The organism is Chryseobacterium ginsenosidimutans, assembly GCF_024807225.1.
Classification (GTDB): Bacteria; Bacteroidota; Bacteroidia; order Flavobacteriales; family Weeksellaceae; genus Chryseobacterium; species Chryseobacterium ginsenosidimutans.
This window is the reverse complement of sequence record NZ_JANUCO010000001.1, coordinates 674,073-698,687: the sequence shown is the minus strand read 5'-3', so window position 1 is coordinate 698,687 and position 24,615 is coordinate 674,073. Positions and strand designations below refer to the sequence as shown.

Below are 24,615 nucleotides of genomic sequence, written 5' to 3'. Positions count from 1 at the left end.
TAATTTTAAATAGAAATTTGAGAATAGAAATATACACCGACGGCGCTTGCAGCGGAAATCCCGGAAAAGGCGGATATGGAATTCTTATGCGCGTTCCCGAAAAAAGCTACCAGAAAACTTTCTCCAAAGGTTTCAGAAAAACCACCAACAACAGAATGGAACTTCTGGCTGTCATCACCGCATTGGAAAAGTTGAAATCTCCGGACAACGACATTCATGTTTTTACGGACAGCAAATATGTTGCAGATGCCATTAATCAGAACTGGTTGGCCGGCTGGATCAAAAGAAGCTGGAAAAATGTGAAGAACCCTGATCTTTGGCAAAAATTCGCGGTTTTATACAATTTACATAAGCCTAAAATGCACTGGATTAAAGGTCATGCAGGACATTTTGAGAACGAACTCTGCGACAAACTCGCCGTAACTGCCGCTGCATCAGGTAATTTAGAAATAGACTCTTATTTCGAAAGTCTTGAAAACAATTCTTTATTCTAATTTATAACAAGACCAAACCTCTATAAAAAGTTTTCAGTATTTCGTCTTTTAACTTATCATTTCTTACGTAATAGCCATCAATTTCAGCAAAATTAACATTAAATATATATTTATTGATTGGGATTTAATATCTTTGACACGTCTAATTTTAAGTGTACCAATAAATGAATAAAAAAAACTACCTTTTTTGGTTTGTAGGTATTTTGCTGTTTTTTTCACAACATCTTACTTCTCAAACTTACCAACTTACAGGAACCCCAATAACTACCACAGGATGGACAATGGTTTCACCTACCGTAGTAGGAACAGGAGGCGACTTCATTCAGCTAACTCCGGATACCAACAACCAATCAGGATCTATCAGACTTAATGACCCCATTAACTTAAAATACTGCGATAAATGGAAAGTGGAATTCGATTTCAGAATGGATTCCAACCAAACAGCTAACGGAGACGGAATCGCCTTTTGGTATCTTCAAAATCCACCAATTGCAAGTGTATTAGGTTCAGGTCTTGGTGTTTCCCAGAATGCAATCGGTCTCGTTGTAGGATTTGATACTTACAACAACACGACTACAGCCGTAATGAGTAAAGTGCATGTCGGTTATGGGCAAATTGCCAATACAACAGACAGCAACAACGTAGAGTTTTTCAATACTGCAGGAAGTTCTTTCCACTCTCCTGATATGAATACAACGTTGCCTTTCCAGGGAACTACTTACAAACACGTTGAAGTAACGTCACAAGTCGTTCCGGGTACTCAAAACTGGATGATAAAAATTACAATCGACGGTACTCAAATCTGTAATCAGGCTTTTGCGCCTGCAGGTGCTGCAGCTGCAATGACAGTGGGATATTTCGGTTTTTCAGCTTCTACAGGTGGAAACAGATCGAGACATTCTATTAAAAATGTAAAAGTTTATGTAGATAAAGTTGCTTTAACTCAAGCTACCGTAACCGATACTTTCTGCCCGAATCCTTCTACAGGACAGGGAACAGTTAATTTAACAACGTATCAAAATCAATTCGTAACGACTCCTGCAAACTATACCTTCTCATATAGCGTTGCCGGAACCCCGATTGCGAATCCTGCTAGTTATCAATTTGCTGCAAATACGACGGTTTCTGTCTTAATTAAAGATAATGCAGGAGTGCTCTGTGATAATCCGGACGGAAAAATACAATTGAATCTTTCTCCGTTTACAGCAATTCCCGCAACGCTTACTGAATGTAACAATAACAATGCAGGAACTGCAACTTTCAACCTGACTCTTGCCAACGTAAACGAACCACCGGGTTCTGCGAAAAAGTATTATAAAACTTTAGCAGATCTTAATGCGGGAACGAACGAGATCTCTAATTTTGCGACTTATCTTTCAGCACCGACAACAGTGTATGTAAAGGTAACCACACCTCTTGGATGTCAAGGTTCTGCTCCTATTACATTAGCATTCTTCCCTGCAATCGTATCGAATGACGCAACAATAGAGTCTTGTTTTATCGAAAGTGCTCCTACAACAGCTTCATTTGATTTAACGCAGGCCAATGTAACTTCTGCGCCGGGTATTACTAAAATATACTATAAAACTTTAGCTGATGCTTTAGCGGGAACCAACCCGATCGGACCAACGACAGCTTATATTACAACATCATCAACAGTGTATGTAAGAATTACAAATGTTGCTACTTGTTTTATCATTGTTAAAATAAATCTGAAAGTTTTACCGCCGATTTATTCTTCTGTTTTAAAAGATAAAACCATCTGTATTGATGCTAAAACCACTCTTGATGCAGGAGTAGGATTTGACACGTACTTATGGAGCACAGGTGCAACAACACAGGCGATCCAAAATGTTTCTCCGGGTCTTTACTGGGTACAACTGAAATCAGGAAGATGTACAACGATGCAGCTTGTAAAAGTGAATCCGGCGCCTCAACCTGTAATTTCAAGCATTGATATTACAAATAATACCATTACGGTAAACGTAGCCGGAGGAAAAGCACCTTTCCAATACTCTTTAGATGGTGTAAACTGGCAAGATTCTAATGTATTCACAGGTCTTGCAAGAGGTGAAGTTGTAGTGTATGTAAAAGATTCTTACAACTGTACCCCAATGCACGTACAGATCACGGTTCCGAATTTGATCAACGCCATTACTCCAAACGGAGATAATGTGAATGATGTGATTGATTATACTGCTTTGGCATACAAGAAGAATTTAGTTTTCACCATCTACGACCGATATGGAAACAAATTGTACGAAGCCAACAAGCTAAGAAACTACAAATGGGACGGAACTGCAGGTGGCAAAAAAGTAGTTACCGGAACATACTGGTACACGATCACTTGGAACGAAAACGACAAAAACAACACTCAGACAACTTACAACGGCTGGGTATTGGTTAAAAATTTCGAATAATTTACAATAAAAGATCACTTCAATCAGGGAGTGGTCTTTTTTTATTTCTTTATAAAAAAGATTCAATCGATTACGCAAATTAGAATGTATTGCATTCGATTTTTGATTTATAAATAAAGTAGCATTCAGTTATAAATTAAAAATTAAATCCTTGAATATCAAACATTAATAAACTTAACCAGCTCACTTAAATGAAAAAATTACTCCTTTATTATTTTTCTATCATTTTCATTTGTCTTACAGGAAAACTTTCCGCACAAACCTATCAGCTTACAGGAAATCCTGTAAATATCACAGGATGGGATCTTGTCTCCAATGCCTCAGTAAGTGGGGATTTTATACAGCTTACCCAAGATATCGGAAACCAATTTGGAGTTGTAAAATTATCAACCCCGATTAACCTTAAATATTGTGATAAATGGAAAGTGGAATTCGATTTCAGAATCGACGGAAACGGAACAACACAATTTGGAAGAGGTGATGGCTTCACCTTTTGGTATTTGAGCAATCCGCCAACCGGATTTACCAGTGGAGGTGGTCTTGGTATACCGGCTAACGCAAATGGATTGATGGTTGGTTTCGACATTTTCAACAACAGCACGGAAGGACAGATGAGTAAAATCCACGTTCTATACGGAACCAATAATTTACCTGTCGGAAACAACAATATTGAATATAATACGACTGCAGGAAGCACATACCACACCGCGGATCTGAATCCTACACAACCATTCGTAGGAGCAAATTACAAGCATGTCATCGTAAACGGCGAGATGGATCCTGTGAATACAAATATCTGGCATATTAAAATCCAATTAGACGGCGTGTTACTTGTAGATCAAGCATTTACTGCTTCAGGAGGAGCAGTCGGGATGACTACAGGATATTTCGGATTCTCTGCTGCAACAGGTGGAGCTAGTGCGAGACATTCTATTAAAAATGCTAAAATCTATATTGATAAAGTTCCAATTTTAACGAATACAGTTACTCCTTTTGTGTGTGTAAATCCTGCTACAGGAAACGGAACAGTAGATTTGACATCTTTCCAAAACCAATTTGTGACGAATCCGGCAAACTATGTTTTCACTTATCTTGGACCGGGAGGAAACTCCAATTACCAACCCTACCAATTATCAATACACAACGGGCACGACCAATGTTACAGTGATTGTAAAAGATCCATCATCTACACTTTGTGACAACGGAGACGGAAAAATTGTATTAACGCCAACTCCTTTCGCAGCGAGTGATGTAACTTTGACAGGCTGTAATAATAACAATGCAGGAGGAGCGATATTCGATCTTACTGCTGCGGCATTATCTTCAGTTCCAGGGAGCACATCGGTATTCTATAATACAATGTTTGATCTTAATAATCATACCAATCCTATTACAAATCCTTCAGCTTATCTTTCTCCGGCAGCAACCATTTTTGCTCAGGTGACAACTCCATTAGGCTGTACGGATGTTGCGCAAATTACATTGGCTTTATTTCCGGTTGTAGAAGTACAGGAAGCTACTTTGAGAACTTGTTCAATTGCAGCAAAACCTTCAACAGGGCTGTTCAATCTTACGTTAGCGACCGTAACAACACAAGCGGGAACTAAAAAATATTATCCTTCCTTGGCTGATGCACAAAACGGAACTAATGAAATTGTAACACCACTTACCTACACTTCTCCAAACGGAGTTATCTTCATTAAAGTGACTAACGGAAACGGATGTTATGCGATTGCTAAAGTGATTTTAATTGTAATTCCACCGGTATATTCAAATATTCTCGAAGACAAAATAATCTGTATGGAAGACACTACAGTTTTGGATGCAGGTCCTGGATTTACAGCTTATAAATGGAGCACCGGAGCAACGACTCAAACCATTAGCAATGTAACTGTTGGAACGTATTGGGTAGATCTTAAAACTGGAGATTGTACCGTAAGACAAAATGTAAAAGTTTATCCTTCCGAGCAACCTGTAATTACAACTGTTGATATTTCAAGCACAAGCGTTACAGTGTATGTAAATGGAGGAGCTGCACCTTACAAATATTCAATGGATGGAATCAACTGGCAAGATTCTAATGTATTCACGAATGTTCCAAGAGGTGATAACCACATTTTCGTAAAAGATGCTTACGATTGCGACCCGATCAACATTACCATCGTAGTTCCGAACTTAATTAACGTGATCACGCCAAACGGAGACGGAATTAATGACGTCATTGATTATTCGGCTCTTGCAGGTAAACAAAATCTTGTATTTAACATATTCGATAGATACGGAGCAAAAATTCATCAAGCTGATAAAGCAAACAGATACAAATGGGACGGAACAGTAGGTGGACGAAAAGTTCCTACAGGAAGTTACTGGTATTCTGTTTCATGGAATGAAAATGACAAAAAGAATACACCAATCAAGTATTCAGGCTGGATTCTTGTGAAAAACAGAGATTAATTTAATAACCATTCATCATAAAAAAAAGATCACTTCAAGTTTTGGAGTGATCTTTTTTTATTTAAAATTAAGAAGAATAATTCTTGGTTTAAATCAATAGCTTGTCCGAACAATATCTCATTAAACATTTTTGCACACAATCAAACCTTAATTAATAAATTAACAAAATAATCATCAAAATAACATTATATAAAACAACATAATTAATTATATTTACAAATTCTTAAACTAACAAACTTATTTATATGAAAAAAAACTACCCCTTTCTATTTTTCATTATTTTACTCTCTCTCTCGACTCGATTTTATTCACAAACTTATCAGCTTACAGGAGTTCCCATCAACACGACGGGTTGGACGATGGTGGGTCCTACAGTCGTGGGAACAGGTGGAGATTTTATTCAATTGACTCCGGATGTTAACGATAATTCCGGATCGATTCGTCTGAATGAACCCATCAACCTAAAATATTGCGACAAATGGAGAGTAGAATTCGACTTTAGAATGGATTCCAACCAAACCTATAACGGTGACGGAATCGCTTTTTGGTACCTTCAAAATCCACCCATTGCAAGTGTTTTGGGTTCAGGAATCGGTGTTTCCCAAAATGCAATCGGTTTAGTTGTAGGTTTTGACTCTTACAACAACGCCTCAGGAAGCTCTGGAATGAGTAAAGTGCATGTCGGTTACGGGCAAATTGCCAACACCACCGATACCAACAACGTAGAATTCTTCAATGTTCCGGGAAGCTCTTTCCACTCTCCGGATATCAATGTTGCCCATCCTTTTCAGGGAACGACCTACAAACACGTTGAAGTAACAGCGGAAGTAGATCCTGCAGCTCCCGCAAACTGGATCATCAAAATCACTCTCGACGGCGCTTTGATCTGCAACCAGTCTTTTGCTCCTTCAGGCGCAGCAGCGGCAATGACAGTAGGATATTTTGGATTTTCAGCTTCCACAGGAGGAGCAAGATCAAGACATTCCATTAAAAATGTAAAAGTTTTTGTAGATAAAATCCCATTATTACAGGGTGCGATTACAAAAAATATCTGTCCAGATCTTACGGGAATGGCTACAGTGGATTTAACTTTATTAAATTCTCAACTGACGGCAACTCCAACCAATTATAACTTTACGTACTTTACAGGAGGTGCTCCGATTACCAATCCTACTAACTATCAATACACTACCGATACAACGGTTTCGGTAATCATCAAAGATCCGACGCAGGTATTGTGCGATAACAATGATGCTACCATTACTTTAAAAGTTGCTCCGACAGTCACAACCACAGATGCTTCTTTAAGGTCTTGCCCTATTGAAACAAAGCCTTCGACAGGATTATTTAACCTGACAACAGCTTCGGTAATCGGCACAGCAGGAGTTACCAAAGAATATTATCCTTCTTTAACGGATGCTCAGAATCAAACCAATGCCATTGCAGATCCTGCTAATTATATTGCACCAACGGGAGTAGTTTACATCAGAGTAAGCAATACCTTCGGATGTTTTGATATTGCTGAAGTTACTTTACAGGTGATTTCACAGGTTTTTTCTAATATTCTGGAAGATAAAATTATCTGTATTGAAGATAAAACAACCTTAGATGCAGGTCCCGGATTTACAACTTACCAATGGAGCACAGGTGCTACAACACAGGCAATCAACAATGTAGGAGTCGGAACCTATTGGGTAAAACTTAAAACCGGAGAATGCGTTGTGACTCAAAACGTAAAAGTGTATGCTTCAGAGCAACCTGTGATTTCAAGTATTGATATTTCAAACAACACCATCACAGTGCATGCTGTAGGCGGAACTCCGGCTTACCAGTATTCGATGGATGGAGTTCATTGGCAGGATTCAAACGAATTTAAAGACGTACCGAGAGGAGACTCAAAAATATATCTGAAGGACGATTACGACTGCGAACCGATCATCATTACTGTGATCGTTCCGAATTTGATCAACGTGATCACGCCAAACGGTGACGGAATCAATGATGTGATCGATTATTCCGCACTTGCAGGAAAACAGAATCTTGTGTTTAATATATTCGACAGATACGGAGCTAAAATCCATCAGGCAGACCAATCCAACAAATACAAATGGGACGGAACTGTTGGCGGTAGAAAAATCTCCACAGGAAGCTACTGGTTCTCCGTTTCTTGGAACGAAAATGATAAGAAAAATACCCCAATTAAATACTCAGGGTGGATTCTTGTGAAAAATAGAGACTAATTTTATTACATTTTTTCATCAATAAAAAGATCACTCCAGTTTTGGAGTGATCTTTTTACTTGCCTTAAAATCGGATCGAGAACTTCTAAACAGACTCATTTAATAAACTTATTTTCAACGGATTAAAACACAAAAAAGTCATGTTTTATTTAACCAAAATCATATTTTGATTTTTATTAACGGAATAACATTATTTCAACTAAAAATTTATTAAAAATTAAAAATACTTCATCTTTTACAGTGATAAACTATCAATCTCTTAAAAGATAGATATTTCATATTATTTCCTTATCCCTATTTGGGAGCATTAAAAATCGATAGCACTATCCCTTCGTGTGCAACGAATAATTTATCCGAATGACAGCTCATTAAACATCTTTAGACATTACTAAAATCATAATTAAATACTAAATTATTAAGATAATCGCAAAAAACACATCATTTGAGATCGTATAAATTAATTATATTTAAAAATTCTCAAATTACAAACTTCTTCTTATGCGAAACATTTATCTTTTTCTATATCTTATTATTCTACTTTCTCTACCAGCCAGACTCTACTCGCAAACTTATCAGCTAACAGGAACTCCTATAAACACAGCCGGATGGACGATGGCTGGTTCTGCAGTATTGGGAACGGGAAACGACTTCATTCAACTGACTCCGGATGTGAATGAAATCGCCGGATCTATCAGACTAAATGACCCCATTAACCTAAAATACTGCGATAGGTGGAAAGTGGAATACGATTTCATGATGGATTCTAACGATACCAATAATGGCGACGGAATCGCTTTCTGGTATCTCCAAAACCCACCACTTACAAGCGTTTTGGGCGCAGGAATCGGTGTTTCGCAAAATGCAGTCGGCTTAATTGTAGCTCTCGACACTTACTTCAATGCTATAGAAAGACCAAGTGTGAGTTTAGTACACGTTGCTTATGGAGAGGTTGCCAACACAACCGAAAACAACACTGTAGAAGCCTACAATGTTCCGGGAAGTTCTTTTCACTCTCCGAATCTTGATTTAACACAACCGTTTCAGGGGCCAACCTACAAACATGTAGAAGTAACGGCAGAAGTAGATCCCGCAGCTCCCACAAGCTGGATCATAAAAATGACAATTGACGGCACTCAAATATTCAACCAGTCTTTTGCTCCTTCAGGTGCAGCAGCAGGAATAACTGCCGGATATTTCGGGTTTTCATCTTCTACAGGAGGTTCAAGATCCAGACATTCTATTAAAAACGTAAAAATTTATGTAGATAAAGTAGCGATCAACCAGAATACCATAACAGATGATTACTGCCCGAATCCTACGACCGGACAGGCAATAGCAGACTTAACCAGTTATGAGAACCAATTTATTGCAAATCCTGCAAACTATACATTCACCTACAGTGTTACCGGAACTCCGATTACGAATCCTACGAACTATCAGTTTGGTGCAGATACAACGGTTTCAATGTTAATTAAAGATAATTCCGGAGTGCTTTGTGATAATCCGGATGGACAAATACAACTGAACATTTCTGAATTTACCGCATCTCCTGCAACACTTACCGAATGTGACAATAACAATGTGGGAACAGCAACTTTTAACCTGAGTCTTGCTAACGTAAACGAACCACCGGGTTCTTTGAAACAGTACTATAAAACTTTAGCAGATCTTAATGCGGGAACCAATGAGATCTTGAATCCTACCGCCTATGTTTCAGCAGCAACAACAATTTATGTAAAAGTAACCACTCCACTTGGATGTACTGGTTCTACAGAGATCACTTTAGCATATTTCCCTGCAATCGTATCGAATGATGCAACAATAGAATCTTGCTTTATCGATAGTGATCCTACAACCGCTTCATTTGATTTAACTCAAGCGAACGTAACTTCGGCACCGGCGATTACCAAACAATACTATAAAACTCAAGCCGATGCTTTGGCGGGAACGAATGAGATTTTAAATCCGACAGCTTATATCTCGACCTCATCAACAGTGTATGTAAAAATCACAAACGTTGCCACTTGTTTTGTTATTGTTAAAATAAATCTAAAACTTTTACCACCAATTTATTCTTCTCTATTAAAAGACGAAACGATCTGTATCGATGATACAACCAATCTTGACGCTGGAGCCGGATTTGATTCATACTTATGGAACACGGGAGCGACAACACAGTCGATCCAGAATGTTTCTCCGGGGCTTTATTGGGTGCAATTGAAAACAGGAAAATGTACCACCATGCAGATTGTAAAAGTGAATGCTGCACCTCAACCTGTAATTTCGAGTATCGACATCACAAATAATACAATTAAGGTAAATGTAATCGGAGGAAAAGGACCTTATCAATACTCTCTGGATGGAATAAACTGGCAAGATTCTAATATTTTCACAGGACTTGCAAGAGGTGAAGTTGTGGTTTATGTAAAAGATTCTTACGATTGTACACCAATTCATGTTCAAATTACAGTGCCGAATTTGATCAACGCCATCACTCCAAACGGAGATAATCTGAATGATGTGATCGATTATACCGCTTTGGCATACAAGAAAAACTTAGTTTTCACCATCTACGACCGTTATGGAAACAAACTGTACGAAGCCAACAAGCTAAGAAATTACAAATGGAACGGAACAGCAGGTGGAAAAAAAGTAGTGACAGCAACGTACTGGTACACCATCACGTGGAATGAAAACAACAAAGAAAGCACTCTTACAACCTACAACGGCTGGGTATTGTTGAAAATTATAAAAAGGATTTAGTCGATTACGGAAATCAGGATGTATTGCATTCAATTTTTGATTTCTAAATGTTCCCCGAGACTCAACTCGAGGTCTTCTCTTCGAATCAATAATCTGCCTGAACGATACATTAAATATTTTTATTAAACCATAAACTATTTATTATGCAAAAAAATTTCCCCTCTCTATGTTTCATTATTTTACTTTTTCTTTCAAACAGATTTTATTCGCAAACCTACCAACTTACAGGAGTTTCCTATCAACACGACAGGATGGACGATGGTTGATCCTACAGTTCTCGGAGCAGGTGGAGATTTTATTCAGCTGACTCCGGATATCAATGACACCGCCGGAGCAATCCGCCTGAATGAACCTATCAACCTAAAATTTTGCGATAAATGGAGAATAGAATTTGATTTTAGAATGGATTCCTTCCAAAACTACAACGGTGACGGAATCGCCTTTTGGTATCTCCAAAATCCACCACTTACAAGTGTACAAGGTGCAGGAATCGGTATTTCTCAGAACGCCATCGGGCTGGTTGTAGCTTTTGATTCTTATAATAATATGACATCAACCTCAGGAATGAGTAAAGTACACGTTGCTTACGGACAGATTCCCAATACAACCGACACCAACAATGTAGAATTCTTCAATGTTCCGGGGAGTTCTTTTCACTCTCCGGATCTTAATGCTACCCAACCTTTTCAAGGACCCACCTATAAACATGTTGAAGTAACAGCAGAAGTAGATCCTGCAGCTCCCGCCAACTGGATTATAAAAATAACCCTCGACGGGACACTGATCTGCGACCAGTCTTTTGCACCAGCAGGAGCCGCTGCCGCCGCAATCACAGTAGGATATTTCGGGTTTTCGGCTTCTACAGGAGGAGCAAATTCCCGACATTCTATTAAAAATGTAAAAGTATACGTAGATAAAATTCAATTATTACAGGGCGCGATTACAGAAGATATCTGCCCCAATTATACAGGATTCGCTACGGTTGATTTAACATCGTTTAATCCCCAATTGACGGCAACTTCCACCAGTTACGACTTCACATACTACATTACAGGAAGCGGAACACCGATTCCCAATCCTACCAATTTTCAATACAACGCCAACACCAATATTTCTGTTGTCATCAAAGATCCTTCGAAGATTTTATGTGACAATAATGATGCTACGATCACTTTAAGAGTTGCCCCATCAGTCACAACCATGGACGCTTCTTTAAGATCTTGTGCTATTGAAACAAAACCTTCCACAGGACTTTTCGACCTTACAACAGCTTCGGTAATAGCCACATTACCGGGAATTACCAAAGAATATTACCCTTCTTTAACGGATGCTGAAAATCAAACCAATGCCATTCCGGATCCCATTAATTATATTGCACCGACAGGAGTAGCTTACATTAGAGTAAGCAATGGTTTCGGATGTTTTGATATTGCTGAAGTTACTTTACAGGTGATTTCACAGGTTTTTTCTAATATTCTGGAAGATAAAATTATCTGTATCGAAGATAAGACAACCTTAGATGCAGGTCCCGGATTTGCATCTTATCAATGGAGTACAGGCGACACCACCCAATCAATTGACAATGTAGGAGTCGGAACATATTGGGTAAAACTCAAAACCGGAGAATGCTTTGTCACTCAAAATGTAAAAGTCTATGCTTCAGAACAGCCTGTGATTTCAAGTATTGATATTTCAAACAATGTAGTTACAGTAAATGTCGTGGGCGGAACTCCGGCTTATCAATATTCAATGAACGGAATTCATTGGCAGGATTCCAACGAATTTAAAAATGTAGCGAGAGGAGACACAAAAATCTATGTGAAAGATGATTATGACTGTGAACCGATCGTCATTAACATCGTAGTTCCTAATCTCATCAACGTAATTACGCCAAATGGAGATGGAATCAACGATTTTATCGATTATTCCGCATTGGGAGGAAAACAAAATCTTGTGTTCGATGTATTCGACAGATATGGCGCAAAAATCCATCAGGCAAATCAATCCAATAAATACAGATGGAACGGAACTGTAGGCGGAAGAAAAGTCCCGACCGGAAGCTACTGGTTTTCTGTTTCTTGGAACGAAAATAACAAGAAAAACACGCCAATTAAATATTCAGGGTGGATTCTTGTAAAAAATAGAAAGTAATGAAAATTTATATATAACCCATAACAGATCACTTCAAAACCTGAAGTGATCTTTTTTAGCCCTAATTTAGAACGAGATATTTGGTCTTAAGCTTATTTAATTCATATTCAATTCTTAAATTTGTCATATGAATTATTTAGAGGCTTTGAGCAGACGATATTCTGTAAAAAAATTTAATCACGAAATTATTCCTCAGGAGACATTACACAATATTCTTGAATCGGGAAAATTATCGGCAAGCTCTCTTGGTCTTCAGCCTTACAAAATTCTCGTGGTGGAAAGTGAGGAAATGAAGCAAAAATTAATTCCTGCCTTTTATAATCCGTCACAGATTTCCACATGCTCTCATTTGCTTGTTATTATTTCTAAAAAAACAGTTGATGAAAGCTATATCAACGGATATTTCAGACATATTTCAGACGTTCGGGAAACTCCGATGGAAAAACTCGATCTTTTTAAAAACAGCATCAATCAACATATTAATCAAAAAACCCAAGATGAAATTTTCAATTGGGCAGAAAAGCAGTCTTACATCGTTTTGGCGAATTTTATGTACGCCGCAGCTCTTGAAAATGTAGACACTTGCCCTATGGAAGGCTTCCGTCAGGATCTTATCGAACAGATTTTAGATATAAATCCTGAGACCGAAAAAGTAACTGTAAGTCTCGCTTTAGGCTACCGTTCGGAGGAAGATCATTTCCAACACATGAAAAAAGTAAGAAAACCAAACGAAAAATTGTTTAAATTTATTTAATTATTTAGACGATTGTCTTAAACTAAGGATATGATAAAAGCGGATGTATTAGTAATCGGTTCCGGTATTTCGGGACTTTCCTACGCCATAAAAGTTTCTGAGCAGCTTCCTGATGCCAAAATAATCATCGTAACAAAATCTGACGAAGACGAAAGCAACACCAAATATGCACAAGGCGGTCTTGCGGTAGTTACAGATTCTAAAAACGATAATTTCAATAAACATATTGAAGATACGATGCGTGCCGGAGACGGAGAAAACAAACGCGATGTTGTAGAAATGGTCGTTACGGAAGCCCCAAAAAGATTCAGAGAAATTGTAGAATGGGGAGCAAATTTCGATATGAAAAACGGCGAATTTGCTTTAGGCAGAGAAGGCGGTCATACCGAAAACAGAATTGTTCATCATAAAGATATTACAGGTTTTGAGATCGAAAGAGCTTTATTACAAACCGCCAAAAGCAGCCCGAATATTGAGATTCTCGACCATCATTACGTTATCGATATCATTACGCAACACCATGTTCCGGGAAAAGAAACTGAACGAAGGCGACATCCATTGTTACGGCGCCTATATTTTGGATGAAAAGTCTAAAACGATTAAAAAAATCACTTCAAAAATAACATTAGTTGCGACAGGAGGAGCTGGTCACGTTTACAAAAACACCACCAATCCTACAATTGCAACAGGAGACGGAATCGCTTTTGTAGCAAGAGCAAAAGGAAATGTTTCCAATATGCAGTATTACCAGTTTCACCCGACCGCTTTATACAGTAAAATGGATGGTATGCTGTTTTTAATTTCCGAAGCCGTACGTGGAGATGGTGCAAGATTAAGAACAAAAAAAGGTGAAAAATTCATGCATAAATATGATGAGCGTGAAGAATTGGCTTCAAGAGACATCGTTGCAAGAGCGATTGATGCCGAAATGAAGATCACCGGAGACGAATATGTCGGTTTAGATTGCAAGGAAATGAATCATGAAAAATTCCTGGAACATTTCCCTAATATTTATAAAAAATGCAAAGACGAAGGAATCGATCCTTTCACGCAACTAATTCCTGTAGTTCCTGCTTGTCATTATTTAATGGGCGGAATTGAAGTTGACACAGACGGACAATCTTCTATCAGAAACCTTTTTGCCGTGGGAGAATGTACCAATTCCGGACTTCACGGAGCGAACAGACTGGCTTCAAATTCTTTGTTGGAAGGTTTGGTTTTCGGACATAATGCTGCTATGAAAACCGTTGATCTTTTAAATGAAAATAATTTCAACTTCGACGATCTAAAAGCCGTTCCGGAATGGAATGAAGAAGGTATGAAAATCATGGACGAAATGGTGATCGTTTCTTATCTAAGAAAACAGCTTCAGGAAATGATGAGCGATCTTGTAGGAATTGTAAGAAGCAACCGCCGTCTGAGTATGGCATTACAAAAACATCAGGAAATCGCCGCTGCCGTGAACGAAATTTACCACTACTCTATTCTTTCGCCGCAGTTATCGGAATTAAGAAATCTAACAACCGTTGCCCACCTCATCATTACCCAATCTATGGAAATGACGGAGAATAAAGGAGCGTTTTATAATAAGGATTTGGTATAATTTCATTTAATTAATGAAAACTCTGAATTTAAATATTCTTACAACAGTCAATATTTTATTCTATTCAAGAATAATAATTTCATTGATCTGTGGTGCCATGTTGATGTATTTTTTTTCAGGCGGAGATTTTAAAGCTAATAATACTTTTGATGGGATTATTATGATGGGATTAATTCTTATAGCTGCAATTTGTGGATTATATGGAATTACAATAATGAAGAAAATCTTAGTTCCATTATCAAAATATCCTTTAGTATTAAACCTTTTATGTAATATTAACGGCTTAGGAAAGCCAGATTATTATGGAAGTTTAAAATTTGATTTAAATAACATCATTAAAGACAACAAGTTACATCTAACGTTATATTATATCAATAATAATCAATACCCAATTTTACAGTTTGACAATAATAAAATCATTTATTACACTCAAGAATATGATTGGACAACATTTAAATGGAGTTATAAAATCGTACCTCAAGGGCGAAACGAAAAACAAGTGTTGGAATTTGAGGGAATAAATCAAAATAATATAAAAATAAAAGACAATATAGATTTTGAAAAAATAAACGCACGGGAGAACGAAGTTCTGCTACTTTTTGTGATTCATGATCTATTGTTCGGAAAAAGATCTTCATTTTATTACTAAAATTAAAAATATGAAAAGACCCGCATACGTTACAGATAAAGTTTTAAAACAATTCATTAAAAATGCTTTGGAGGAAGACATTCAGGATGGCGACCATTCTACCCTTTCTACAATTCCGAAAGACTTGGAGCAAAGCGCAAAACTTTTGGTGAAGCAAGATTGCATTCTTGCCGGAGTTGAATTGGCTGAAATTATTTTTAAAACTTTTGATAAAAACTTAAGAGTTGAAACCTTTGTAAAAGATGGTGACGCTGTGAAAGTTGGCGACGTTGCTTTTATTGTAACGGGAAGCGCAAGATCAATCCTCTCAACGGAAAGATTGGTTTTAAACTGTATGCAAAGAATGAGCGGAATCGCAACGCTTACTCATGACTGGGATTCAAGATTAATAGGAACTAAAACTAAACTTTTAGATACCAGAAAAACGACTCCCAACTTCAGGGTTTGTGAAAAATGGGCAGTAGCAATCGGCGGCGGAACCAATCACAGATACGGACTTTATGACATGATCATGCTGAAAGATAACCATATTGATTACAACGGAAGCATTACGAATGCTGTAAAAATGGCTAAAGATTATGTTAAAAAAAATAAAAAGAAGTTAAAAATAGAGGTTGAAACCAGAAACCTTGAAGAAGTACAGGAAGCCATCAAAGAAAAAGTGGACAGAATCATGCTTGATAATATGGATGTAAAAACGATGAAACAAGCGGTTAAACTAATTAATGGCGCTTGTGAAACCGAAGCATCCGGCGGAATTACCCGCGAACAGCTCAAAGAAATCGCTTCTACAGGCGTTACCTACATCTCTGCGGGAGCACTTACCCATTCTGCAGAAAATATGGATCTGAGTCTCAAAGCAGTGAAATAGCGTTGAATTTTTAATAAAAATGAAGCCTATTTGTTAAAAATTCAATAATGTGATTTTTTTCATATGAAAAGTTAATTATTATTTAATGCATTGTAAATCAAAAAAATAACCCTTATTAAGATCCATTAAAAATTAACATATAGTTAATATTAGTTAAAGTTTATTTCCCGAATTTTGCAGAAAATTAAATCTAACTATTACTAACGATTATGAAATTAATCAACAAATCAATGCTAACTGCGATAATTACATTATCAACAGCTAGTGTTTATTACGCTCAACAAGTTCAGGACACTGTTAAAGACACAAGATCCAAAGACATTGAACAAGTTGTACTAACCGGAGTTGCCGATATCGCTAAGGATAGAAAAACTCCTGTAGCGGTTTCAACAATCAAAGAAGCTCAAATTATTGAGAGATTAGGAAATCAGGAATTCCCTGAAATTCTAAATACAACACCTTCGGTTTATGTTACCAAAGGAGGTGGTGGTTTCGGAGACGGAACTATCAGAATCAGAGGTTTTGAAAATGCCAATATCGCAGTAATGATTAATGGTGTTCCAGTGAATGACATGGAAGGAGGTACTGTTTATTGGTCTAACTGGGCTGGTTTATCTGATGTAACTTCTGCAATGCAGGTACAAAGAGGACTTGGAGCTTCAAAATTAGCAATTGCTTCCGTGGGAGGAACCATAAATATCTTAACAAGATCTTCTGATAAAAAGCAAGGTGGAAATGTTACAGTTGGTGTTGGAAATGACGGATACTACAAAGCATCTTTTGCCTATAACACAGGAAAATCTGCAAAAGGTTGGTCAACTTCATTTTTATTGAGCAGAACAGCAGGATCTATGTATTTTGACGGTTCGCAATTTGAAGGATATAATTATTATTTCGCACAAGGGTATCAAACCAAAAACGGGAAGCATGATTTCCAGTTTACAATGACTGGTGCTCCACAATGGCACAATCAAAACTTTGCTAATACAATTGCAACCGACATTAAATACGGAAATGGTGTTGATGAACCGAATAGAAGATACAACTCTAACTGGGGATATTTAAATGGTAAGGAGTTTAGCCAGACAACTAACTATTATTCAAAACCTGTAATTTCATTCAACTGGGATTGGAAAATCTCTGAAAAATCAAAACTATCTACTGTAGGATATGCTTCTTTTGGTAGAGGTGGCGGAACAGGAATTTTAGGTGCAATTCCTGTGAAAAATGGTACAACAACTACAAGTACAGGGATAAATGCATTACCAAAAACAGCAGATGGTTTACTTCAATGGGATGAGATAGTAAAATGGAATCAAGGTCAGCCGAATGCTTTTGGAACAATAAGAACTAATCCTAATGGAAATCTAGTAAATAATTCTTCTTTAGGTATTATACAAAGAGCGAATGTCAATTCTCATGACTGGTATGGGTTACTATCGACATTTAATCATAAATTTAATGATAGCTTTAATTTCTCTGTAGGTATTGATACAAGATATTATTATGGTTATCACCCAGCTGTAGCCACTAATTTCTTAGGTGCAAACGGTTATTTTGAAAAAGGAAACCTAAATATGCAGCCAGGATATTTGATTAACCAAACTTCATCTGCAACTCCTTCAGCTAATCCTTTTGTAAAAGCAATAAAAGATGACAGTCAGATTCTAGGTAGAAATTATAATGGTGAGGTACTTTGGTATGGTGGTTTTGGACAATTGGAATACTCAACTGAGAAACTTTCAGCTTTTGTTTCAGGGGCTTTATCTAATCAATCTTACCAAAGAATTGACAACTGGGTAATCGACGGAGTTACGAAACAAAACGACCAAATCGTTAATACCAAAACAGGAATGAAAGATTTAATTGGATACAACGTAAAAGGAGGTCTAAACTATAATCTTGACAGCAATAATAACTTCTTTGGAAATATTGGATATATTTCTAAGCAACCGTTTTTAACAGCAGTTTATCCAAATAACAAACAAACCTTAAATCCAAATCTTACGAATGAGAAAATCTTCAGTGTAGAATTAGGATACGGATTAAGACTTGGTAAACTTCGTGCTAACGTAAATGTATATAGCACAAACTGGAAAGACAGATTCCAAAGAAAAACTGGTCTTACTGTTACTAATTCTGACAACATCCAAGTTCTTAATGCTTATGCAGAAATCTCAGGTTTACAAGAAATACACAAAGGGATAGAATTTGATGCAACTTATACTGTAAATAAATTTTTAGATTTAGATGCTGCTGCTTCTCTTGGAAATTATAAATATAAAGGAAATGCTGCGGGATCTGTATATGACGACAACAACGTACCAGTAAATTTAAAGGCTGGTTCTAACAGTACTGTTCTAGCATTAGATAATGTAAAAGTTGGTAACTCTGCACAGAAAAACGTTTCTTTAGGTGCTACAGTAAAACCTTTGGAAGGACTTAGAATATTTGCAAACTGGAGATGGTATGGAGATTTATATTCTAACTTTAGTATAAATGATTTTGACTCTTCTCTTGTTACTTCTACTTATACACCAGGTGCAATAGAAAAAGGCGCATTAAAACTTCCTGATTATAACTTATTAGATCTAGGAGCTAATTACACCTTGAATATTTCTAAGAAAAACTCTTTAACTTTCGGATTCAATGTGTATAATGTATTAGATACGACTTATATCTCTGAAGGTACTTCTAATATTCTTTCAGGACTTACACAGAAGAACTTCTCGACTGCAGCAGCTTACCAGGCATATTTAGCAACACCAGAATACAAAGGAATCAAACAAAGTAATAATGTATACTTCGGATTTGGAAGAACATGGTCTGGAACCGTTTCATTTAAATTCTAATAATCTAAAAAACATTAGATTTTATAAATACTAATCCCGGCTTTTCGCCGGGATTTTTGCTATATTTGCTTTCAGAAAAAAGAAAAAATAGGATTATGGATTTTTACAAAGTATTTCTTAGTGCCCATAAAGGTTTCGGGTATTTAGAATTGGTTTTAGTAGCCTTATTTATTATTGCATTATTAACGACCATGTTTGGGTTCAGCGGAAAAGTGAACAAGTTTTTAAAGAAAACTACGCTTTTCACGATGATCTTCTTCCATGTTCAGTTTTTGGTGGGAGTATGTTTATTATTCATATTTTCTCCGGGTTTCAAAGCTGCTTTGGACGCGGGAACATTAATGAAGGATCCATATTCAAGATTCCAATATGTAGAACATCCATTTTCAATGTTGGTTGCTGCAGTTTTGATGACAATCGTTAACAAAAAAGTGAAAGTTAATCCTACCATTTCTTTAGGAATTGTAATTATGGGATTAATTGCAGCCGGTTTATTCGCATTCGCGTTCCCTTGGGCAAGAGTCTTTGGGGCATAAATATATTAACATAATAATTTTTATTTAAATCAATGAAAGTAGCTGTAGTCGGTTCAACAGGAATGGTTGGACAAGTTATGCTTAAAGTTCTAGAAGAAAGGAACTTCCCTATCACAGAATTAATTCCGGTAGCATCGGAAAGATCTATTGGTAAAAAGGTGAAGTATAAACAGGAAGAATTTACGATTGTAAGCATAAAGGACGCTATAGCTGCCAAACCGGATATTGCAATTTTCTCTGCAGGAGGTTCAACTTCACTAGAATTTGCTCCCTTATTTGCAGAAGTCGGAACAACCGTGATCGACAATTCTTCAGCTTGGAGAATGGATCCTGACAAGAAATTGATCGTTCCTGAAATCAATGCTGATGTGTTGACGAAAGAAGATAAGATCATTGCAAACCCGAACTGTTCTACTATTCAGTTAGTAATGGTTTTAGGACCTTTGAACAAAAAATATGATTTAAAAAGAGTAATTGTTTCCACGTACCAATCTGTAACAGGAACTGGGAAAGCTGCTGTAGACCAATTAAACGGAGAGATCAGCGGAGACGAAACTATTGCAAAAGTATATCCTTATCAAATCTTCAAAAATGCATTGCCACACTGTGATGTTTTTTCGGATGACGATTACACGAAAGAAGAAATTAAATTAATGAAAGAGCCTAAGAAGATTTTAGGTGATGATACATTTAATTTAACGGCAACTGCAGTGAGAGTTCCTGTTCAAGGAGGTCACTCAGAAAGTGTAAACATCGAGTTTGAAAACGAATTCGAGCTTGATGAAGTAAGAAAAATCTTATCTGAAACTCCGGGAGTTGTGGTAATGGATAACGTGAAAAACAACGAATATCCGATGCCGCTTTACTCAGAAGGAAAAGACGACGTTTTCGTGGGAAGGATAAGACGAGATCTTTCACAGCCAAAGACCCTGAATCTCTGGATTGTGGCAGACAATCTGCGAAAAGGAGCTGCAACGAACGCAGTACAGATCGCAGAATACCTTGTAGCAAATAACTTAGTATAAACTAACAAAAATAAAAAGAGTCTCAAAATTGAGATTCTTTTTTTTATCAAACCTATGAACGTTCAAAAGATTAATAATAAAGATAAATTAGCCTTTCAAAAGCTGATTGCCGTTTTTGGAGTTATTCTCTTCATCGGAAAAATCGTCGCCTGGAAACTTACTAATTCCGACGCGGTCTTTTCTGATGCCATGGAAAGTATCGTGAATGTCATCAGTGCATTTATGGGGCTTTATTCTCTCTATCTTGCTGCAAAACCTAAAGACGAAGAACATCCTTACGGACATGGAAAAGTAGAATTCGTGACCTCAGGAATCGAAGGTGCTTTGATTGCCATTGCCGGAATCATGATTATTTATGAAGGTGTAAACAGTTTAGTTGTCGGAAAAATTTTAAATAAACTCGATTGGGGAATCTGGATCATTGCAGCAACAGCGATTGTCAATTATTTTCTGGGATATATTTCCATTAAAAAAGGGGAACAGGAAAATTCTTTGGTTTTAATTTCATCCGGAAAACACCTGCAATCAGACACCATTACTACTCTTGGCGTTGTCATAAGTTTGGTTGTCGTTTATTTTACTAAAATTTATTGGATAGATTCTGTTGTAGCCCTTATTTTTGGAGGTTACATCATCGTTGTCGGATATAAGATCGTTCGTAAATCTTTAAGCGGAATTATGGATGAACAAGATCCTGAATTATTAAATCAGATCATTAAAGTTCTTGAAGATAACAGAAGAACTGAATGGATCGACGTACACAACATGAAAATCCAGCAGTTCGGAGCCAATCTACACATTGATGCACATATCACTTTACCTTGGTATTACAGTCTTCGTGACGCCCACAACGAGATGGAAAAGATGATTATTCTTTTAGCCGAAAACATAAATAGAGATATCGAGTTTAATTTTCATATGGATGATTGTAAGCCTATTTCGTGTCCTCTCTGTCAGATAAAAGACTGTCCTGTCCGCGAAAAAGATTTTGTAAAAAGAGTGACATGGACTCCGGAAAATGTGACTCGAGTGGATAAACACACGGTGGATCATTAATGCACCAAAACACATAACATTCTAACGATCAACTAAATTGATAAATTTTTCATTTAATTATTTATTGTTTGGAAAAGCCTTATATTCAATAAAAATTAAACCATGAAAAAATACATTTTACTTTCCATCTTTGGAACAGCTCTCTTAAACTGTAAAAACATGCCAAACACAAACAGTGAAAATAAGGCTCAGGAAATTCTTTTTAGTGATTCTAAAAATTCTGATATCATCAAACTAAAAAAAGGAGGAAGCATTGCTTTAAAAATAGAGGAAAACCCGTCAACAGGTTATCATTGGGCAATAGAGACAGAAAAAAACTGTTCGGTTGCGATTGATAACGACACTTACAAACAAAATGACAGTGCTCCGGGAATGGTGGGAGTACCAGGAATCAGAACCTTAGACGTTCTGGGTAAAGAAAATGGGAAATGCAAAATTGATTTCAAAAATACAGCTCCTGCAGGTGAGATCACTGAAACAAAAACGATTTATTTTGTTGTAGAAAACTAATAAAGACTAACAGTTACTCTATTTTCTTTCTATAATAAAACATCGGAATAATCAGCAATAAAATCAAAGGCTGGATCACAAATCTCCTCATATAGAAAGAAAATAGATAACCGATATCGAATCTGTCATTAATACAATACAGATAAATCGGGAAAGTGATGAGGAAAATTATCGTAATTAAAATCATACCCTGGATCGTCCATTGTTTATTTTTAAACCAAAAATGGATGATTAAACATGAAAAAATTAAGTTTAAAACAAATCTGAACAAATATCCGATGATTAATTTTCCCCATTCAAAAGGCGGAAACGGAATATTTTTATTCGCTTCATGAAAATAATTGAGAAAAGGGTCGTAAAAGATCTGGTCTTCAAGCGCTCTCACACTTACAAGTCCAAAAACTCCGACGATGACGAGAAACCAGCTAAGAATTTTCATGTTTTAAAGCAAAAAATTTAATCCAAACCAACCAAAGAACAACAACCGTCCCGTAAATAACCGCCGGAAAAACATAATCATGCGAAATTTTTGCATATTGTTTGTAATCCGTCACTACGATATTCAGCCCGATAATTCTCAATACATTCATAATATAAAGCAAAGCAAGACCAATCAATACGAAAACAAATGTCTTTTTTCCTTTGTAGAAGGCAAAAACAAAAGCTACAAAGAGAATCATCACCGAAATAGCATTGCAGCCTTCCACCATTCTTGTCGGATATTGATTTTTTACATAAAAATAAACCTGCTCTCCTTTCACATCATCATAAAGCTGAGTCTGATACCCAAATACATTTTGGATATAGCGCACCTGCTCAGCAATCATTCTCGAAAAAGGATCTAGACCTTCATCCTGAAAACTGTTGAGATAAAACTGATACGCAAAAAGCAACACCAGATAAATGATGATGAAGCGCAACAGAATGCTTAAAACTGGTTTGAAATCCTTTAGCATATTGCAAATATAGAAATTAGCTTGTAAATTACTATATTTGTTTCATCTATGAATTCCGAAAACGTCAAGCGATTTTTTGAAAATTATACCGGTAAAAACTCTTCTGAGTTTATTATTTTAGCTCAAAGCGGTTCTGCGAGAGTAAATTTTTTGGCTAAAACCGGAAATACAAAGTATATTATTACCTACAACGAAAACATTCAGGAGAACGAAAGTTTTTTGTATTACTCTGAAATTTTCTCAGATTTACACCTCAATACTCCTAAAATCTTTAAAATTTCTGATGACAGGAAAACTTATATTCAGGAATTTTTGGGAGAAAATACACTTTCGGAAGTTATTTCAAAAGAAGGTTTGTCTGAAAATGTAAAATCTTTGGTAAAACAAACCTTAAAAAAATTGTATCAGTTACAAATTTCGACGCAGGATAAAATAGATTTCACCAAGACATTTGAATATGAAAGTTATGATGAACTTCCTGTAACGCACGATTTATATTATTTTAAAAATTTTGTAGCTGATGTTCTGGAACTGGAATATCATAAATCTACTCTTTTAAAGGAGTTCAAACAAATCGTGAACCTCATCGAAAATCTTGAACCGAAAGGTGTAATGATCCGCGATTTTCAGGCAAGAAATATCATGGTGAATAAAAAAAACGAGGTTTCATTTATCGATTATCAATCGGCTATGAAAGGTCCTTTGATGTATGACGTGATTTCGTTTCTGTTTCAGGCTAAAGCCAATTTTCCTAAAGATTTTAAAAATGAAATGCTTGATTTTTATAGTAAACAATTTGAAAATCAAGAAACTCAATCTCAACTAAAAGACTCGGTGAAGCCAATTCAGTTGATGAGATTCTTACAGGTTTTAGGCGCGTATGGCTTTAGAGGATTGATACAGAGGAAACAACATTTTATTGCAAGCATAGAAAAAGGAATTGAAAATATTACCGAATTTGCAAAAACCTGGGAAAAAATGAAAAATTATCCCGAGTTGGAAAAAGTGATTAAACAACTCAGTTTGGAGAAAACGCAATTGAAAATTGAAGAAGTTTTGAATAACTAAAGTCTTCGACAAGCTCAGACTGACACTGATTGAATAGCGCTTGATTTAATTTTAAAAAGTTAGTATTAGCGATGTCATCCTGAGGTTCTCGAAGGATTTATAAAGAGTAAATTCCACGAGATTCCTACGGAATAACAAAAGTGGCTGAAAAAAGCGACGGGAAAATTAACAATAAACTATATGGACTTAATGGTTTCAAATAAAAAATTTAAA

At 36.5% G+C, this 24,615-nt stretch carries 18 protein-coding genes and 1 pseudogene; 17 read left to right on the top strand and 2 right to left on the bottom strand.

The genetic code is table 11. From position 1 onward, the window contains the following. Nucleotides 1-17 precede the first annotated feature (17 nt). The 16 genes and pseudogenes from rnhA (at nucleotide 18) to J3D55_RS03350 (ending at nucleotide 22,378) form a co-directional block, all read left to right on the top strand. Nucleotides 18-494, top strand: a complete 477-nt coding sequence (gene rnhA, locus J3D55_RS03425) for a ribonuclease HI (RefSeq protein ID WP_259127976.1) — start codon at nucleotides 18-20, stop codon at nucleotides 492-494. Between the two features lie 164 nt (nucleotides 495-658). Next, the gene (locus J3D55_RS03420) at nucleotides 659-2,914 is read left to right on the top strand and encodes an FIDD domain-containing protein (protein WP_259127975.1); all 2,256 of its coding nucleotides are present in this window, start codon (nucleotides 659-661) and stop codon (nucleotides 2,912-2,914) included. A 191-nt stretch (nucleotides 2,915-3,105) separates the two neighbouring features. Further along, nucleotides 3,106-4,113 (top strand): L-type lectin family protein, encoded by a 1,008-nt coding sequence (locus tag J3D55_RS03415; RefSeq protein WP_259127974.1) that lies wholly within the window; start codon nucleotides 3,106-3,108, stop codon nucleotides 4,111-4,113. Further along, nucleotides 4,079-5,368 (top strand): FIDD domain-containing protein, encoded by a 1,290-nt coding sequence (locus J3D55_RS22265; RefSeq protein WP_510185687.1) that lies wholly within the window; start codon nucleotides 4,079-4,081, stop codon nucleotides 5,366-5,368. The genes J3D55_RS03415 and J3D55_RS22265 overlap by 35 nt, the downstream gene beginning before the upstream one ends. 245 nt (nucleotides 5,369-5,613) lie before the next feature. Next, entirely contained in the window at nucleotides 5,614-7,608 is a 1,995-nt protein-coding gene (locus tag J3D55_RS03405) for an FIDD domain-containing protein (RefSeq protein WP_259127973.1), read from the top strand. Nucleotides 7,609-8,106: 498 nt separating this feature from the next. After that, nucleotides 8,107-10,371, top strand: coding sequence for an FIDD domain-containing protein (locus J3D55_RS03400; protein WP_259127972.1), 2,265 nt, complete (start codon nucleotides 8,107-8,109; stop codon nucleotides 10,369-10,371). A gap of 258 nt (nucleotides 10,372-10,629) precedes the next feature. Further along, nucleotides 10,630-12,522 carry an FIDD domain-containing protein gene (locus J3D55_RS03395; RefSeq protein WP_259127971.1) on the top strand — a complete coding sequence of 631 codons (1,893 nt, stop codon included), beginning with the start codon at nucleotides 10,630-10,632 and terminating at the stop codon, nucleotides 12,520-12,522. Between the two features lie 127 nt (nucleotides 12,523-12,649). Beyond that, on the top strand, nucleotides 12,650-13,276 hold the full coding sequence (locus J3D55_RS03390) for an NAD(P)H-dependent oxidoreductase (RefSeq protein ID WP_259127970.1): 627 nt from the start codon (nucleotides 12,650-12,652) through the stop codon (nucleotides 13,274-13,276). A gap of 30 nt (nucleotides 13,277-13,306) precedes the next feature. Then, nucleotides 13,307-14,879: pseudogene (nadB, locus tag J3D55_RS03385) on the top strand (L-aspartate oxidase). Between the two features lie 13 nt (nucleotides 14,880-14,892). Further along, the gene (locus tag J3D55_RS03380) at nucleotides 14,893-15,528 is read left to right on the top strand and encodes a hypothetical protein (protein WP_259127969.1); all 636 of its coding nucleotides are present in this window, start codon (nucleotides 14,893-14,895) and stop codon (nucleotides 15,526-15,528) included. A 10-nt stretch (nucleotides 15,529-15,538) separates the two neighbouring features. Next, nucleotides 15,539-16,399, top strand: a complete 861-nt coding sequence (gene nadC / locus J3D55_RS03375) for a carboxylating nicotinate-nucleotide diphosphorylase (RefSeq protein WP_259127968.1) — start codon at nucleotides 15,539-15,541, stop codon at nucleotides 16,397-16,399. A 209-nt stretch (nucleotides 16,400-16,608) separates the two neighbouring features. Next, on the top strand, nucleotides 16,609-19,251 hold the full coding sequence (locus J3D55_RS03370; RefSeq protein WP_259127967.1) for a TonB-dependent receptor: 2,643 nt from the start codon (nucleotides 16,609-16,611) through the stop codon (nucleotides 19,249-19,251). Nucleotides 19,252-19,346: 95 nt separating this feature from the next. Next, nucleotides 19,347-19,787, top strand: coding sequence for a hypothetical protein (locus J3D55_RS03365; RefSeq protein WP_259127966.1), 441 nt, complete (start codon nucleotides 19,347-19,349; stop codon nucleotides 19,785-19,787). Between the two features lie 32 nt (nucleotides 19,788-19,819). Continuing rightward, on the top strand, nucleotides 19,820-20,812 hold the full coding sequence (locus tag J3D55_RS03360; protein ID WP_259127965.1) for an aspartate-semialdehyde dehydrogenase: 993 nt from the start codon (nucleotides 19,820-19,822) through the stop codon (nucleotides 20,810-20,812). Between the two features lie 54 nt (nucleotides 20,813-20,866). Next, nucleotides 20,867-21,868: a cation diffusion facilitator family transporter gene (locus tag J3D55_RS03355; RefSeq protein WP_259127964.1), complete on the top strand. Its 1,002-nt coding sequence runs from the start codon at nucleotides 20,867-20,869 to the stop codon at nucleotides 21,866-21,868. A 102-nt stretch (nucleotides 21,869-21,970) separates the two neighbouring features. Further along, nucleotides 21,971-22,378: a protease inhibitor I42 family protein gene (locus J3D55_RS03350; RefSeq protein ID WP_259127963.1), complete on the top strand. Its 408-nt coding sequence runs from the start codon at nucleotides 21,971-21,973 to the stop codon at nucleotides 22,376-22,378. A 13-nt stretch (nucleotides 22,379-22,391) separates the two neighbouring features. On the opposite strand, the gene J3D55_RS03345 is transcribed toward J3D55_RS03350, so the two are convergent. Both J3D55_RS03345 and xrtF read right to left on the bottom strand, forming a co-directional pair. Next, complete coding sequence (locus J3D55_RS03345) at nucleotides 22,392-22,817, bottom strand: exosortase F system-associated membrane protein (RefSeq protein WP_259127962.1); 426 nt, start codon at nucleotides 22,815-22,817, stop codon at nucleotides 22,392-22,394. Continuing rightward, a complete protein-coding gene (gene xrtF, locus J3D55_RS03340) occupies nucleotides 22,804-23,334 on the bottom strand; it encodes an exosortase family protein XrtF (RefSeq protein ID WP_259127960.1) in 531 nt (176 codons plus the stop codon). Before xrtF ends, J3D55_RS03345 begins: the two co-directional genes overlap by 14 nt. Nucleotides 23,335-23,382: 48 nt before the next feature. On the opposite strand from xrtF, the gene J3D55_RS03335 reads away from it, so the two are divergent. Next, on the top strand, nucleotides 23,383-24,402 hold the full coding sequence (locus J3D55_RS03335; protein WP_259127957.1) for an aminoglycoside phosphotransferase family protein: 1,020 nt from the start codon (nucleotides 23,383-23,385) through the stop codon (nucleotides 24,400-24,402). Nucleotides 24,403-24,615: the final 213 nt, after the last annotated feature.